Annotated in this window: 18 protein-coding genes; 7 read left to right on the top strand and 11 right to left on the bottom strand. The window is 62.7% G+C overall.

The annotated features are described in order from the left end of the window. Positions 1–8: 8 nt before the first annotated feature. The 4 genes from LBW87_RS14960 to LBW87_RS14945 all read right to left on the bottom strand — a co-directional run bounded on the left by LBW87_RS14960 (position 9) and on the right by LBW87_RS14945 (position 3,873). The gene (locus LBW87_RS14960) at positions 9–1,538 is read right to left on the bottom strand and encodes a DEAD/DEAH box helicase (RefSeq protein ID WP_225202294.1); all 1,530 of its coding nucleotides are present in this window, start codon (positions 1,536–1,538) and stop codon (positions 9–11) included. Positions 1,539–1,691: 153 nt separating this feature from the next. Next, entirely contained in the window at positions 1,692–2,444 is a 753-nt protein-coding gene (locus LBW87_RS14955) for an alpha/beta fold hydrolase (protein ID WP_225202293.1), read from the bottom strand. A gap of 12 nt (positions 2,445–2,456) precedes the next feature. Continuing rightward, positions 2,457–2,990, bottom strand: a complete 534-nt coding sequence (locus LBW87_RS14950) for a VOC family protein (RefSeq protein ID WP_225202292.1) — start codon at positions 2,988–2,990, stop codon at positions 2,457–2,459. 85 nt (positions 2,991–3,075) lie between these two features. Next, positions 3,076–3,873, bottom strand: coding sequence for an inositol monophosphatase family protein (locus LBW87_RS14945; RefSeq protein ID WP_265112970.1), 798 nt, complete (start codon positions 3,871–3,873; stop codon positions 3,076–3,078). Between the two features lie 225 nt (positions 3,874–4,098). On the opposite strand from LBW87_RS14945, the gene LBW87_RS14940 reads away from it, so the two are divergent. Together LBW87_RS14940 and LBW87_RS14935 are read left to right on the top strand one after the other, a co-directional pair. Next, entirely contained in the window at positions 4,099–4,929 is an 831-nt protein-coding gene (locus LBW87_RS14940; protein ID WP_225202291.1) for an RNA methyltransferase, read from the top strand. Between the two features lie 4 nt (positions 4,930–4,933). Continuing rightward, positions 4,934–5,656 (top strand): pseudouridine synthase, encoded by a 723-nt coding sequence (locus LBW87_RS14935; RefSeq protein WP_225202290.1) that lies wholly within the window; start codon positions 4,934–4,936, stop codon positions 5,654–5,656. 114 nt (positions 5,657–5,770) lie between these two features. Here LBW87_RS14935 and hslO read toward each other — a convergent pair whose 3' ends face one another. Beyond that, positions 5,771–6,703 (bottom strand): Hsp33 family molecular chaperone HslO, encoded by a 933-nt coding sequence (hslO, locus tag LBW87_RS14930; RefSeq protein WP_225202289.1) that lies wholly within the window; start codon positions 6,701–6,703, stop codon positions 5,771–5,773. 64 nt (positions 6,704–6,767) lie between these two features. After that, positions 6,768–7,292, bottom strand: a complete 525-nt coding sequence (locus tag LBW87_RS14925) for a gamma carbonic anhydrase family protein (protein WP_225202288.1) — start codon at positions 7,290–7,292, stop codon at positions 6,768–6,770. A gap of 110 nt (positions 7,293–7,402) precedes the next feature. Between LBW87_RS14925 and LBW87_RS14920 the strand changes: the two genes are divergently transcribed. Both LBW87_RS14920 and LBW87_RS14915 read left to right on the top strand, forming a co-directional pair. After that, positions 7,403–8,227 (top strand): ferritin-like domain-containing protein, encoded by an 825-nt coding sequence (locus tag LBW87_RS14920; protein ID WP_413927650.1) that lies wholly within the window; start codon positions 7,403–7,405, stop codon positions 8,225–8,227. Positions 8,228–8,393: 166 nt separating this feature from the next. Beyond that, a complete protein-coding gene (locus tag LBW87_RS14915) occupies positions 8,394–8,738 on the top strand; it encodes a hypothetical protein (RefSeq protein WP_225202286.1) in 345 nt (114 codons plus the stop codon). A gap of 55 nt (positions 8,739–8,793) precedes the next feature. Here the strand turns inward: LBW87_RS14915 and LBW87_RS14910 are convergent, their stop codons facing one another. The 5 genes from LBW87_RS14910 to LBW87_RS14890 form a co-directional block, all read right to left on the bottom strand. Then, entirely contained in the window at positions 8,794–9,735 is a 942-nt protein-coding gene (locus LBW87_RS14910) for an alpha/beta fold hydrolase (RefSeq protein ID WP_225202285.1), read from the bottom strand. A 123-nt stretch (positions 9,736–9,858) separates the two neighbouring features. Then, the gene (locus tag LBW87_RS14905) at positions 9,859–10,377 is read right to left on the bottom strand and encodes an RDD family protein (RefSeq protein ID WP_225202534.1); all 519 of its coding nucleotides are present in this window, start codon (positions 10,375–10,377) and stop codon (positions 9,859–9,861) included. Positions 10,378–10,581: 204 nt separating this feature from the next. Beyond that, the gene (locus LBW87_RS14900) at positions 10,582–11,340 is read right to left on the bottom strand and encodes a DUF3106 domain-containing protein (protein WP_225202284.1); all 759 of its coding nucleotides are present in this window, start codon (positions 11,338–11,340) and stop codon (positions 10,582–10,584) included. A 3-nt stretch (positions 11,341–11,343) separates the two neighbouring features. Beyond that, on the bottom strand, positions 11,344–11,745 hold the full coding sequence (locus tag LBW87_RS14895; RefSeq protein ID WP_225202283.1) for a DUF3619 family protein: 402 nt from the start codon (positions 11,743–11,745) through the stop codon (positions 11,344–11,346). Beyond that, positions 11,742–12,314 carry an RNA polymerase sigma factor gene (locus LBW87_RS14890; RefSeq protein WP_225202282.1) on the bottom strand — a complete coding sequence of 191 codons (573 nt, stop codon included), beginning with the start codon at positions 12,312–12,314 and terminating at the stop codon, positions 11,742–11,744. Before LBW87_RS14890 ends, LBW87_RS14895 begins: the two co-directional genes overlap by 4 nt. A gap of 525 nt (positions 12,315–12,839) precedes the next feature. Between LBW87_RS14890 and LBW87_RS14885 the strand changes: the two genes are divergently transcribed. The 3 genes from LBW87_RS14885 to LBW87_RS14875 all read left to right on the top strand — a co-directional run. Next, positions 12,840–14,558, top strand: a complete 1,719-nt coding sequence (locus tag LBW87_RS14885; RefSeq protein ID WP_225202281.1) for an acetolactate synthase 3 catalytic subunit — start codon at positions 12,840–12,842, stop codon at positions 14,556–14,558. Positions 14,559–14,560: 2 nt separating this feature from the next. Further along, complete coding sequence (gene ilvN / locus LBW87_RS14880) at positions 14,561–15,052, top strand: acetolactate synthase small subunit (RefSeq protein WP_008113890.1); 492 nt, start codon at positions 14,561–14,563, stop codon at positions 15,050–15,052. A 61-nt stretch (positions 15,053–15,113) separates the two neighbouring features. Then, a partial coding sequence (locus LBW87_RS14875) for an NAD(P)-binding domain-containing protein (RefSeq protein WP_225202280.1) occupies positions 15,114–15,547 on the top strand: 434 nt, incomplete at its 3' end.

The following is a 15,547-nucleotide window of genomic DNA, read 5'->3' as shown; positions in this document are numbered from 1 at the left end:
ATGTTGACTTACTTGCCGCGCGAGCCGCCATGGGTCAGCGCCGACGGCTTGCCGCCACCTTGACGCTGGCCGCCGCCGGCACGTTGACTACCGCCGCCGGCATTGCCGCCACCGTGCGACGCCCCTTTGGGACGCGGCGCCGGCTTGCGTTGCGGGTTGCCGGCAGCAGCCGGGCCATTGCCCGGTGCGCGTGGCTTGGCGGCTGGCTGGCCGCCGGTGGAGTTGCGATTGCCGCCACCGCCACCGTTGTTGCCGCCATTGCCGCGACCACCCTGGGCTGGCTTGGCTGCACCGCCGCCGGCGCGTGGCGCACTGCGCTGGCCGCCACGTCCGCCACCCTGGCCACGACCGCCACCGCCGCCGCTGCGCAGCTGGATCGGCTGCGGCTTGGCAGTTGGGTCGGGTTCGAAACCGGCGATCACCTCGACCGGGATCTCGCGCTTGATGAAGCGCTCGATATCATGCAGCAGGTCGCGTTCGTCCACGCAGACCAGCGACACGGCTTCGCCGGTGGCGCCGGCACGGCCGGTACGGCCAATGCGGTGGACATAATCTTCGGGGACGTTGGGCAGGTCATAGTTGACCACGTGCGGCAACTGGTCGATATCGATACCGCGCGCGGCGATGTCGGTGGCGATCAGTGCGGTCAGCTTGCCGTCCTTGAATTCGGCCAGCGCCTTGGTGCGCGCCGACTGGCTCTTGTTGCCGTGGATCGCCATGGCGGTGATGTTGTCACGCGCCAGTTGTTCGACCAGCTTGTTGGCGCCGTGCTTGGTGCGGGTAAACACCAGCACCTGCTTCCAGCCATGGGTCTGGATCAGGTGCGCCAGCATCGGATGTTTCTTGTCGCGGTCGACCGGGTGGATCTTCTGGCCGATCACTTCGACCGTCGAATTGCGGCGCGCCACTTCGATCAGGGCCGGGTTGGTCAGCAGGCTGTCGGCCAGCTTCTTGATCTCATCGGCGAAGGTGGCCGAGAACAGCAGGTTCTGGCGCTTGGGCGGCAATACTGCCAGCACCTTGCGGATGTCGCGGATGAAGCCCATGTCGAGCATGCGGTCGGCTTCGTCCAGCACCAGGATCTGCACGTGCTGCAGGTTGACCGTGCCTTGTTGCATGTGGTCCAGCAGACGGCCCGGTGTCGCCACCAGGATATCGACGCCACGCTTGAGCAGCGCGATCTGCGGATTGATGCCGACGCCGCCGAAGATGCAGGCCGAGGTCAGGTCCAGGTACTTGCCATACAGGCGCACGCTTTCTTCGACCTGGGCAGCCAGTTCGCGGGTCGGCGCCAGGATCAGCGCACGGATCGGAATCTGGCCGTTGATCTTGGCACGTTGCACGGCCGACAGGCGCTGCAGCAGCGGCAGGGTGAAACCTGCCGTCTTGCCGGTGCCGGTCTGGGCGCCAGCCATCAGGTCGCCGCCTGAAAGCACGGCGGGGACAGCCTGGGCCTGGATTGGAGTTGGGGAGGTGTAGCCTTGTTCGGAAACTGCACGAACGATTTCGTCGGACAAGCCGAGCGCAGAAAATGACATTAGATTCGCAAAGTGGGTTCGGCCTGTCGCCGCGAAGGGCGCCAGTCTCAGGCAGACGGGGTTGAAACTTGGAGAGAGCGACTGGCAGGACTGGAGCTATGCCGCGCTGGCCGAAGTATAACAGCGCGTCCCCCTGTCACACGAGAAATATTTTCAGGCCTGTTGCGCCAGGAATTGCAGCACCGGCGGCAACACCAGCTGGCTCTGCATCAGGCCGCCGAAATGGGTCACCCCCGGCAGGCTGACGAATTGGCCCCGGGGCAGCAGCGCGGCGGTACGGCGCACGGCGTCATGGCGGGCGTCGGCGTCGCCGCAGAACATCAGGCAGGGCAGGTCCATATGGGCCAGCAGGTCTTCCTGCGAGGGGCGGGGCTGTTGTGCGGCGACGGCCAGCGCCACCAGGTCGTTGCCACGGATGAGCATCTTCACCTGCGGCGAGATGCGCTCGTCAAGCAGGGTCTCGAAGGTGGCGATGAAGGCTTCCGGGTCACGCCCGTCGATACCGTGAAAACCGTTCCAGCTGGTATCGGCATAGGGATGGGCCGCGCCCAGCACCAGGCTCGACAAGCGCGCAGGCGCATGGCGTACCAGGCCGTAGCCGACCCAGCCGCCCAGCGAATAGCCGAAGAAATGGGCCCGTTCGATGTCCAGCGCGTCCAGCACCGCCAGCGCATCGCGGCAGCGCTGCAACTGGCTGTAGGCCTCGGTCTGGTGCGGCTTGTCGCTCTGGCCGTGGCCCAGCGCATCGAACATGATGACCCGGTAATGGGGCCGCAGCGCCTCGGTAAAGCCGAAGAAGCGCCAGGCCTCGAGGCTGCTGGTGAAGCCATGGTGCAGCAACAGCGGCGGGCCGTCGCCCTCTACCTGATAGTGGATGCGGCCGGCGTCGCTGTGGGCAAATGGCATGGTCGAGTGAAGTCAGTTATTGATGGCGCTCTTGCAGCGCTTGCTCAGCAATGCCCTGGAGCGGGCGCAGATTTCTTCGGTGGAGAGGTCTTCGATATGGGTGGCGATCGACCACACATGACCGAACGGATCGCGCAACATGCCGGAGCGGTCGCCGTAGAACTGGTCTTGCACCGCGCGCAGCCGGGTCGCGCCGGCCGCCAGCGCCTGGGCGAAGATGGCGTCGACGTCGGCCACGTAGACCAGCAGGCTGACACCGGCGCCGCCCAGCGTCTGGGGACTGAAGAAACCGAGCTCTGGGTGCTCATCGGCCAGCATCACGCGGGTATTGCCGAGCTGTATCTCGGCATGCCAGGTCTTGCCGTGGGGGCCGTCGAGCCGCATGATCTCGGTCGCGCCGAAGGCGTGCCGATAGAACGCGATGGCATCCGCGGCGCTATTGACGATGAGGTAGGGAGTAACGCTGTGATAGCCCGGCGGCAGGATGCAGGAGTCGGGGGCAATCGCGGAACTGGCGTCCGCCGGGGCGGTGGGCTGGCTGGGCATGTCGTCTCCTCGGTCTTGGCCGGCGGTTGCACACTATACCGCAACGGCTTGTCGGCAGCGCCGAGGAGCGACACTCCAGCAAGAATCAGGCAAATTCGGACAGCAGATTGACCGATTGCGAGAAGATCTTCGGGCTGCCGGCGATCACGTCACCCTTGTACAGGTAGTCGGAGTCGCCCTTGAAGGTGCCCACCAGGCCACCGGCCTCGGTCACCAGCAGCGAGCCGGCGGCGATGTCCCATGGCTTGAGGCCCTTCTCGAAGAAACCATCCAGGCGGCCGGCGGCGACGTAGGCCAGGTCCAGCGCAGCCGCGCCAGGGCGGCGCAGGCCGGCGCTGTGCTCGGTCATGACCTTGAACATCTTGACGTATTCGTCCAGGCCGTCGAGGTCGCGGAACGGGAAGCCGGTGCCCAGCAGGGCATCAGCGATCTTGTCGCGCTTACCGACGCGGATGCGCTTTTCGTTCAGATAGGCGCCGGCGCCCTTGGACGCCGTGAACAGGTCGTTGCGCGTCGGGTCGTACACCACCGCCTGGGTGATGATGCCGCGCTGCTGCAACGCGATCGATACGCAGTACTGCGGGAAGCCGTGGATGAAGTTGGTGGTGCCGTCGAGCGGATCGATGATCCAGACGTTGGGATTTTCGTCGTGCAGGTTGTCGGAAGCGCCGGACTCTTCGGCCAGGATGGCGTGGTCCGGATAGGCGGTCTTGAGGACATCGATGATGGCTTCTTCGGCCGCCTTGTCGACTTCGGTGACGAAGTCGTTGTGGGCCTTCTTTGACACTGTCAGCAGGGACACGTCGAATGACGCCCGGTTGATGATGGTAGCGGCGCGGCGTGCTGCCTTGATCGCCGTATTGAGCATGGGTGGGATGAGCATTCGGGTGGTTCCGTTAAAATTGCGATGACCGCGTTCGATGGACGCCGTCGTCCCCGTGCCGCGCGCAAGCCGGCATGACAGTGAAACGACAGTGAAATTAATGAGCGATGCGCCGCCCGTGGCTGTATGCTTGCGGGCTTGCCGAAAAGGCGGTGCGGTTCATGAACCACATCCTTGTTGTCATATCGACAGCAATTCCTTCCTGGCGCGAATCCGTTATTTTAAATGAACAAGCAACAAACCGACTATTCTCTTTTTTCGCGATTGCGCTTTGTGTTGGTCAATACCAGCAGTCCGGGCAATATCGGCGCGGCTGCCCGCGCGATCAAGACCATGGGTTTTTCGGAGCTGGTGTTGGTCAGCCCGCGCTTTGCCGACGCCATCCACGCCGAGCAGGCGGTGGCGTTCGCCAGCGGCGCGCTCGACGTGCTGGAGTCGGCCCGGGTGGTCGAGACGGTCGAGGAGGCGTTGCAAGATTGCAACTACGCCGCCGCCGTCAGCGCGCGCCTGCGCGAATTCTCGCCCCCGGTGGTGTCGCCGCGCGTGTTGGCGGCGCAACTGAGCGGCGATGTCACCCTGAATGCAGCGTTGGTCTTCGGCAACGAGCGCTTCGGCCTGCCCAACGAGGTGGTGCAGAAGTGCCAGGCGCTGATCAACATCCCCGCCAATCCCGATTATTCGTCGCTCAACCTGGCGCAGGCCGTCCAGGTGCTGGCCTACGAATGCCGCATGACCGAACTCGAGACCCGCGGCGGGCCGATGCAGACCAGTGGCGATGCACGGGCGCCGGGCGACGTCGGCTTTCAGGGCAGCAGTGCCAGCGTGACCGAGATCGAGGGCATGTTCGCCCATCTGGAGCAGGCCCTGGTGTCGATCGATTTTCTCGATCCCGATAATCCCCGCAAACTCATGCCGCGCCTGAAGCGCCTGTTTGCGCGCGCCCAGCTGGAGACCGAAGAGGTCAATATCCTGCGTGGCCTGGCGCGCCAGATCCTGGCGCCCAAGGCCGGCGGCGCCCGCCCGGCGCCACGCGATCAATCATCAGAAGGAGAGTGACAGCATGGCTAAGCTGACCCTGGACCGGATCCTGCAATCGCAGGGTTTCGGCTCCCGCAAATACTGCCGCGAACTGATCGAGGATGGTGAAGTCGCCGTCAATGGCGAAGTCGTCACCGATTACCGCGCCATGCCCGACCCCGACGACCTGACCCTGACCCTGTTCGAGGAAGAGTGGCGCTATCGCGAACACGTCTATATCGCCGTCAACAAGCCGAGCGACATCGAGTGCTCGCGCAAGCCCAGCCACCATCCGGGCGTATTGAGCATCCTGCCCGAGCAATTTTCGTGGCGCGATGTGCAACCGGTGGGCCGGCTCGACCACGACACCACGGGCCTGTTGCTGATGTCGGACGATGGCGCTTTCATCCACGCCCAATCGTCGCCCAAGCGGCACGTCCCCAAGGTCTACCTGGCCACCACTGCCGAGCCGGTCAGCCAGGCGCTGGTGGCGCAATTGCTGGGTGGGGTGCAGTTGCACGACGAGCCGGCGCCGCTGGCCGCCGTGCGTTGCCGCCAGGTCGGCGAGTTCCAGATCGAGATCGTGCTGGAGCAGGGCAAGTATCACCAGGTCAAGCGCATGCTGGCCGCCGCCGGCAATCATTGCAGCGCCTTGAGCCGGGTCGCCATCGGCGGCCTGCAACTGGAGGCATTGGGACTGGCGTCGGGGCAGTGGACCTACCTCGATGCGGCGCAACTGGCGTTGCTGGTGCCGGACCAGGCCTGATCACCTGATCAGGGCGGGGGCGCGCTCTTCAGCGGCCGCCGTCCAACGAAAAACGGACCGTCGCATGGCTGCGATCGGTCCGTTTTTCTTAGGTCTTTAGTTAGCCCAATGCCATCAGTGCCTGGCCGCAGGCGCTTCGATACCCACCGTGGTGTCGGTGGCAAACAATTGCGCGCAATCGACAGCATCGAACTCGTAGTGCTGGCCGCAGAAGTCGCAGTCGACGGCCAGCGTCTCGGATTGCGACAGGGCATCTTCCACTTCTTCGGCGCCCAGCATCCGGAGCATGTTGCCGACCTTCTCGCGCGAGCAGGTGCAACGGAACTGCGGATTCTGTGGCTCGAATACGCGGATGGTCTCTTCCCAGAACAGGCGGCGCATCAAGGTGGCGATATCGGTCGACAGCAACTCGTCGGCGCGCAGCGTATTGCCCAGCATGACCATGCGGTTCCAGGTTTCCTGGGCATCGTCCTCGGGCTGCGCGGTGGGGGCGGCGATGCCGCCTTCGGTCGGCAGCTTCTGCAGCAGCAGGCCGCGCGATACCTGGCCGTCGGCCGCCAGCCACAGCTTGGTGTCGAGCTGTTCGGAGCGCAGCATGTAGTTCTCGATGACGGTGGCTACGCTGTCGCCATCCAGTGGCACGATGCCCTGGTAGGTTTGCTGGCCCGGCAACTTGTCGCGCGGATCGAGGGTGATCACGAAGCGGCCATTGCCGGTGGCGTTGACCAGCGCGCCGAGCGTGGCGTCGTCGGCGATGACCGCGTCTTCGACCACCTTGGCGGTGGCGCGCAGATGCAGTTCCGAATCGCATTCCACCACCAGCAGCTTGACCGGGCCGTCGCCATGGATCTGCATGACGATCATGCCGTTGAACTTCAGGTTGGCCGACAACAGGGCAGCGGCGGCCAGCATCTCGCCCAGCAGGGTCTTGACTGCAGCGGGATAGTCGCGGCGGGCCTGCACCTGTTGCCAGGTGTCCGAAATCTCGACCAGTTCGCCCCGTACCGCAGCGTTGTCGACCATGAATTTTTGCAGCGTATCTTTCATACTTTCTTTCCAGGCGACGCGCCGGCGCCGCCTTGCTCGTTAATGCCAGTTCCGGTCACGCTGCTCAGGCGATGCGCTTGAGCTTGGTCTTGAACTGTTGTGCGCGCTCGACATAACTGTCGGTGCCGGCGTGCATGCGCGCAATGTCTTCTTCGCTCAGTTGCCGCACGGCCTTGGCCGGGGCGCCGATGATCAGCGAATTGTCGGGGAATTCCTTGCCCTCGGTCACCAGTGCGCCGGCGCCCACCAGGCAGTTGCGACCGATCTTGGCGCCGTTCAGCACCACCGCCTGGATGCCGATCAAGGCGCCTTCGCCAATGGTGCAGCCGTGCAACATGGCCTGGTGGCCGACGGTCACGTTCTTGCCGATGTGCATCGGATAACCGATGTCGGTGTGCAGCACCGCGCCTTCCTGCACGTTGCTGTTTTCACCGATGGTGATCAGTTCGTTGTCGCCGCGGATGGCAACGTTGAACCAGACGCTGGAGTGCGCTTCCATGTTGACCTTGCCCACCACCGTTGCCGACTCGGCCACGAAGGCGGTCGGATCGATTTCGGGGATGTCTTGCTCCAATTGGTAGATGGCCATAATAAAATCGTCTCCTGGTGGTCTGCCACAGTCCCTCATGTGGGGACGCGGTCGTTACTGTCAACCGCGTATTTTACCGTCCCTAGAAAGAAGCATCCTTGGATCACGTCTTGCCCTCAATTGAAATCCTTTCATCCAGCGAGCTGCGCGCAGCGGCCCTTGATTGCCTAAGGGAAACATCTCCCGTCGCCAAGTGCGCCGCCGTCAAGGCGTTGCACACGCATTGGCATGCCGGCCAGATGACACTGGCTGAGCGCGCCGCTGGCGATGAAGTCGGCATCCCCGGCCGGCCACTGCGCCCCGAACTGGTGTCGCCGCTGCTGGTGAAGTCGCGCTCGATGCGCACGCCCGAGGGCCGCGCCGCCCTTATCCACGCGCTGGCGCATATCGAATTCAATGCCATCAACCTGGCCCTGGACGCGGTGTGGCGCTTCGACGACATGCCGCGCGCCTTCTATGTGGACTGGCTGCAGGTGGCGGCCGAAGAGGCTTATCATTTTTCGCTGCTGGCCGCGCATCTGGTCACGCTGGGTCATGCCTACGGCGACTTCCCGGCGCACAACAGCCTGTGGGACATGTGTGAAAAGACCAGTGGCGATGTGCTGGCGCGCATGGCGCTGGTGCCCCGTACGCTGGAGGCGCGCGGCCTGGACGCGGCGCCGCCGGTACGCGCCAAGCTGGCCCAGGCCGGCGACCTGGCCGCGGCGCAGATCCTGGACATCATCCTGCGCGACGAGGTCGGCCATGTGCTGATCGGCAATCGTTGGTTCGGCTGGCTCTGCAGCCAGCGCGCGCTGGATCCGGTGCCGACCTTTGCCGAACTGGCGCGCCGCTACAAGGCGCCGCCGATGCGCGGGCCGTTCAACCTCGACGCACGGCGGGCCGCCGGTTTTTCGGAAGAGGAGTTGCTGATGCTGGTCGATATCGAGACTTGACTCGCAATGCATCGGGAGCGGGATGGGGCTGCCACGGATTTTGCAGATTTAGCTTGCTGGCGCTGCTGCGATTGCGCATTGATATGCTATCTTTTTGGGCTTGATTCAGTCGATGAATCGCCGACATGACGCCACGGTTCGCATTGGCACTAACGAAAGGATGAACATGAACAACGCAGTTTCCCGAGTGGCGCTGGTGCTGGCTGCCATCACCGCCGTGGTCGTGCTGAATGCCTGCCAGAAAAAGGACCCGGGTCCGGCCGAGGCGCTGGGCAAGCAGATCGACAGCGCCGTGCAGGAAGCGGGCAAGCAGCTTGAAGAGGCTACCGGCAAGGCGAAGGAACAATCCTCGGACACCGGCAGCAAGCTGGGTCAGGCGCTGGACCAGGCCAAGGCCGATGCCAAGGTCGCCTATGAAAAGACCAAGGAAGGCGCCAAGGAATTGAGCCAGCAAGCGGGTGAAAAAGTACAGCAGGCCGGCGAGAAGATCCAGGACGCCGCCAAGAAGTAAGTCATACCGAGTTAGTGATCGAATGCCGTCCGCCCGTCATGGGGGACGGCATTTTTCATGGCGCGCTCTGCCGCTGCGCGGCATGGATCTCGTCGATCACCAGTTGCTGCACCGATGGCTCCAGCGCCATCGCCACGTGACCGACACCGGCCAGTGCGATATTGCGTGCGCCGGCCAGGTGCGCTGAACTCTGCGGTGACACGATATTGTCGTGATGGGAGTAGATCGACACGATGGCGGCCAGGTCGTCGGCCTCTTCGGTAGCGGCCAGTTTTTGCAGCCATTCGCTGCTGCGACCTTCTTCGTAGCGCCCCAGCCAGTTCATCTCGCCGCAGTTGATGCCGATGCCGAAATTGGCGATCGAGGTGCCATGGTGGGGCGAGCCCAGCGTGATCAATTTCGCCACGTGGGTGGTGCCATGGTCGCGCAGGTAGGCGCGTGCGGCCAGGCCGCCCATGCTGTGGGCGACGATGACGATGCGCTGCTGGCCGGTTTCGGCTTGCACCCGGCGTACGGCGGCGTCGACCAGCGGTGCGTAGCCGTCGATGCTGCCGAAGACCGGTTCCATGTCGAGCGCGTAATGGGTGATGTGGGCCGAGCGCAGCGCCAGGCTCATCCAGCGCCAGTAGCCGCTGTTGCAGCCGTAGCCGTGGATCAGCAGCACGGGCGGTGAGGTGGTGTCGGGAAAGGTGAACTGGTCGAACCGCAGGAAGGGCATGGCCCACGAGGAGCACAGCATGGTGGCGCGAAATTCGCGCGCGAACAGGCGCGCCATCTGCAACCAGGTCAGTTCGACCGGATTGGCGGTGCGGCCGCGATAGGGCCAGGTCAGGAAGAAGCTGTTGGCGGTGATCTGCGCCCGGATCAGCAATACCAGCACGATGCCGCTGATGGCGGCGACTGCCAGGGGCCAGTCGAAGTGGCGAAACAGGAGCGCAAACAGCGCCGCCAAGCCGATCTGGATCAGCAGCAAGGTGCGGGAAATACGGGAAATCATGCGTGCGCGGTCCGATGCTGTCGTGGTCAATCCGTCATGCCGGTGGCACGCGGTGCGCAGAGCATAGCAGAGCTGTTTGACCGATTGATGATGGTGGTGCACCGCACGGTGTCACGCCGAGGATCAATGCTCGGCCGTCGCGGTCGTGGCGGGGGTCGCGCGGGTTGCCGGTTTGACATCGACCAGCCGGGTGCCGGCCAGGCGATCGTGCAGGAACTGGCGCTGCGGATCGAGCAGGATGGTGGCCGCCCACAGCAGCAGGTTGACGGCCGGCACCAGCACCAGCATCCATTGTTTTCCATGCAGGCTCGAGGCCAGGGCCAGGCCTGGCAAGACCCAGAGCCAGGCCAGCACAAAACGCAGCCCCGCCCGCCAGCGGCTCACCGGCGAGCCATCGGCGGCCACCAGCCGGAAGCGCCAGGTCTTCATGGCCAGCGTCTGCCCGCCATGGGTCCAGAACCAGATGAAATACACCCCCAGCACCACGAACAGCCAGGCTTCCATCGCATGGCGCAGGTAAAGCGCATGCCGTTGCTGCAACAGCGTCGAAAACAGCCAGGCCGACATGAACAGGACGCCGAACAGCAGCATGGATTCATACAGCATGCTGCTCAGCCGGCGGCGCAGCGAAGGCGTGGTCATGTCGTGGCTCAAGGATCGTCCCGGTTCTCGTGAATGGCTGGCGCAATGGCGCCGACGCTGCGCGAAATGGTAATGCAATCGCCGCGCGTTGCCTATCGTGCCGATATGCGCAGGTTTGCGCCGGCGCAAGGACGCGTCAATCAGTCGGGATGAAAGCGCAAGAAGAGGCGACGGCCAGGCCGCGCCTCATGAATGGCGATGGCTTCAGGGACGATTGCCTGGCAGTTCAGGCAATGGCGATGAAACAGGGGTAATGGCGCCGGACATCGGCAGGTTCGCTGGTGCGGCCGCAGGCAGCGAAGCTGCCTGGGCGCCCGGCGAAATCACCGGCATGGCCGGTGTTGGGACAGGGCGCTCCAGTGCCTCGGCGGGCAATTGGATGGCCGGTGCTGCACTACTTGGCGCGGTCGGCAGCTTGGCAACTCGCTTGGGCAACTTGGCTTGCGCCAGTTTTTTCTTTTGCTCTGCAGTGAGTTGCTGATATTTGTGCCATTGCTCGCTCTTTTCTTCGGCGTCGAGCTTCTTGGCACGGGCGTAATTGGTGCGTGCAGCGCTACGCTGCGCAGGCGTCAGCTTGGCCCAGTCGCGCATGCGCTCGTGCAGGCGTTGCTGCTCTTCAGGCTTCATCTGGTCAAACTTCTTGCTGATGACCAGCCACTTTTCTTTGTGGGTTTCGTTCATCTTGGGCCATTCGCCGGCCAACGGTTCGAGCGCGGCTTGCTGCTTTGGCGCCAGGCTGGCCCAGGCCAGCTTGCTGTCAGTGCGCTTGACCGGCTGCTTGACAACGCCGCCGGCCTTGGCCGGAATCTGCACGGCAGGCAGGGCGGGCGTGGCAGCCGGCGCCGTGCCCTGTGCACACGACCAGGCGCTCCACAGGCCGCCAGCCAGCACGGCCAGCGCCACCCCCAATGCGATCGGGGTGCGGCGAGTTGCCTTGACAGGGGAGCCGGTGGTGTTGCGCATCGCTTATTCGCCCTTTTCGGCCAGGAAGGCATTGAAGCCGTGGTCGAGATAGGCCGACAGCGGCAGTTCGTCGGACAGCACGGCAGCGTCGATCTCGGCCAGTTCGGTGACGCGCTTGGCGTTCTCGTGCTGATAGATACCGGCAAACAGGATGATGCCAGCCAGTAACGGCACCGCCACGCCAAGCCGGCTCAGCCACGATGGTGCATCGGACGACATGGAGCCGCCCAGTGCGCCGGCCAGTACCGGTTGTTGTACGCGCACGACAACGGCTTTTTTCTTGCGCGCCATGGCCACGCGGCGTGCGGCCGAGAGGTGTTGCAACGTGTCGTCAGACAGGTTGTCCAGATTGGCGTCCAGCGCCAGCTTCACCTTATAGGCGAATTGCAATTCCTTGGTAGTCATAGTGTGATTCCTTTGGCTCTGAGGGCTTGAGCCAGCGCATGAGTTGCACGAGAGCAATGGGTCTTGACGCTGCCTTCTGAGCAACCCATGGCGGCAGCGGTTTCTGCCACGTCCATGTCTTGCCAGTAACGCATCAGGAACGCTTCCCGTTGACGTGTCGGGAGCTTTTGAATCTCGGCGTCGATCTGCATCAGGGTTTGCTGGCGCTCGACCTTGTCGGCGCTGGACTCTGCGGCTTCGGTGCCTTCTGCCGACTCGAGGCTTTCCAGCACGTCGAAGTCATCCTGTCCGTCTTCGCCGCCGTGGCCGAAGCTCGAGAACAGGCTGACCCAGGTGTTGCGCACCTTTTCGCGGCGGAAGAAATCGTGGATGGTGTTTTGCAGGATGCGCTGGAACAGCATCGGCAACTCGTCGGCCGGCTTGTCGCCGTACTTCTCGGCCAGCTTGATCATTGCATCCTGAACAATGTCCAGGGCAGCCTCGTCCTTGCGTACCGCATAAACCGCCTGCTTGAAGGCGCGGCGTTCGACATTTTCAAGAAAATCGGAGAGTTCTTTGTCAGTGGCCATGCAATACGGTTGCCTTGGGGCGAGTCATGAAATGATCGACCGATTTCTGGTCGCGACCCTGGGAATGTTGGGTAAACAAGCGTGGAAAACAGACCGCATCCTAGCAAAATTGGCCTCCCTTGTCGTGGTGTTTATCCCCTCGGCCGCTGGTGCGGGCGCTTTGCAGCGGAATTCGCTTGACCAAAATGATGCAACGCATTACTGTTTGACACCCGCCTCCCACCTTTGGGGCGTTTCATGTGCTTTACCGGTGCTTCACATAAGGTCGTGCCGCTAGAGACGCGCTTTAAGATTAAAGCTTGTTTGTTCTAACCCGTGCCACAAGCGCGAGGAATTCGCAGAAATCCATCTTGGTCCAAGGCTGAACGAGTCGCGTTGAGCGCCATTTCGATCCTCACTACGGTTGGGGACGCAGAAATGACGTAACCGCACACAAAGGGAAGCCACCGGCCCACGAAGACGACTGCCATTCCGCCAGGAGAGAACATCCGATCAATTTCCAATGGACCTTGAAAGGAAGCAGTAATGAGTTCCGAGCACATCACCGGTGCGGACATTCTCGTCCGTTGCCTGGCTGAAGAAGGTGTTGAACACGTCTTCGGCTACCCGGGCGGCGCCGTCCTGTATATCTACGACGCAATCTTCAAGCAAGACAAGTTCCAGCACATCCTGGTTCGCCATGAGCAGGCTGCCGTGCATGCCGCCGATGCCTATTCGCGCAGCTCGCAGCGGGTCGGCGTGGCTATCGTGACCTCCGGTCCGGGTGTGACCAATGCCGTCACCGGCCTGGCCACCGCCTATATGGACTCGATCCCGATGGTGGTGATCTCCGGCCAGGTGCCTTCCACGGCGATTGGTCAGGATGCTTTCCAGGAGTGCGACACGGTCGGCATCACGCGTCCATGCGTGAAGCACAACTTCCTGGTCAAGGACGTCAGGGAGCTGGCCGAGACGGTCAAGAAAGCCTTCTTCATCGCCACCACTGGCCGTCCCGGTCCGGTGCTGGTCGATATCCCCAAAGACATCACGATGCATACCTGCGCCTTCGAGTATCCGAAGAGCGTCGAGATGCGTTCGTACAAACCGGTCGACAAGGGCCATTCAGGTCAGATCCGCAAGGCGCTGCAGTTGCTGCTGACCGCCGAGCGCCCGATGATCTATACCGGCGGCGGCATCATCCTGGCCAACGCCGCGCCCGAGCTCAACAAGCTGGTCGACCGCCTGGGTTTTCCCTGTACCAATACGCTCATGGGCCTGGGCGCCTATCGTTCGTCGAGCGACAAGTTCGTGGGCATGCCCGGCATGCACGGCACCTACGAAGCCAACATGGCCATGCAGCACAGCGATGTGCTGATCGCCATCGGCGCCCGTTTCGATGACCGCGTGATCGGCAACCCCAAGCATTTTGCGTCGAACGCACGCAAGATCATCCACATCGATATCGACCCGTCGTCGATCTCGAAGCGGGTCAAGGTCGATATCCCGATCGTGGGCAACGTCAAGGACGTGCTGCTGGAGCTGCTGTCCCAGCTCGATACGACCGAGATCCGTCCCAATCCGGCAGCGCTGGACGCCTGGTGGAAGCAGATCAACCAGTGGCGCGAGCGTGATTGCCTCAAGTTTGCGGGCTCGGATGAATTCATCAAGCCGCAGGCAGTCGTCCAGAAGGTATGGGAAGTCACCAAGGGCGATGCCTTCATCACCTCCGACGTTGGCCAGCACCAGATGTGGGCGGCCCAGTACTACGGCTTCGACAAGCCGCGCCGCTGGATCAATTCGGGCGGCCTGGGCACCATGGGTGTCGGTTTGCCCTACGCCATGGGCGTGCAGATGGCCAATCCCGATGCCACCGTGGCGTGCATCACCGGCGAGGCCTCGATCCAGATGTGCATCCAGGAACTCGCCACCTGCAAGCAATATCACCTCACGCCCAAGATCGTGTTGCTCAACAACCGCTTCCTGGGCATGGTGCGCCAGTGGCAGCAGATCGATTATGGTTCGCGTTATTCCGAGTCCTATATGGATTCGTTGCCCGACTTCACCAAGCTGGCCGAATCGTATGGCCACGTTGGCATGAAGATCGAGAAACCGGGCGATGTCGACGGCGCCCTCAGGGAAGCCTTCGGCATGAAAGACAGGCTGGTCTTCATGAACTTCATTACCGATCAAACCGAGAACGTCTGGCCGATGGTCAAGGCAGGTAAGGGTTTGACTGAAATGTTGCTGGGTTCGGAGGATCTTTAATCATGCGCCATATCATTTCCGTGCTGCTCGAAAACGAAGCTGGCGCCTTGTCCCGCGTGGTCGGTCTGTTTTCCGCCCGCGGCTACAACATCGAAACACTCACCGTTGCACCCACCGAAGACCCGACCCTGTCGCGCATGACCATCGTGACATCCGGTTCGGACGATGTGATCGAACAGATCACCAAACACCTGAATCGCCTGATCGAGGTGGTGAAGGTTGTCGATCTGACGGAAGGCGCGCATATCGAGCGCGAACTGATGTTGATCAAGGTGCGCGCCGTGGGCAAGGAACGCGAGGAGATGTACCGGACCGTGTCCATCTTCCGCGGTCACATCATCGATGTCACCGAGAAGGCTTACACCATCGAGCTGACCGGTGACAAGAGCAAGCTGGACGCCTTCATCGATGCCATGGATCGAACCGCCATCCTGGAAACAGTGCGCACCGGCGGCTCCGGCATCGGGCGCGGCGAGCGGATCCTGAAGATCTGATCGCCAGTAGTCGACATCACACACCCTATTCATTAAGTTATTCGGAACACAAGGAAAAATCATGAAAGTTTTTTACGACAAAGACGCAGACCTGTCCCTGATCAAGAACAAGAACGTGACCATCATCGGTTACGGTTCGCAAGGTCACGCGCACGCGCTGAACCTGAAGGATTCGGGCTGTAAGGTGACGGTGGGTCTGCGTCGCGACGGCGCCTCCTGGAGCAAGGCCGAGAAGGCCGGCCTGAAGGTGGCTGAAGTCAACGATGCGGTCAAGGAAGCCGACGTCATCATGATCCTGCTGCCGGATGAAAACATCGGCCAGGTGTATGCCGAGAACGTCGCGCCGTACGCCAAGCAGGGCGCTACATTGGCGTTCGCCCACGGCTTCAACGTGCACTACGGCCAAGTCGTGCCGCGCGCCGACCTGGACGTGATCATGATCGCCCCGAAGGCGCCAGGCCACACCGTGCGTTCGACCTACAGCCAGGGTGGCGG

The sequence above is a fragment of the Herbaspirillum sp. alder98 genome (assembly GCF_020179755.1).
Taxonomy (GTDB): Bacteria; Pseudomonadota; Gammaproteobacteria; order Burkholderiales; family Burkholderiaceae_D; genus Herbaspirillum.
Note: the sequence above shows the minus strand (reverse complement) of the source record. Positions and strands in the feature narration are given on the sequence as shown.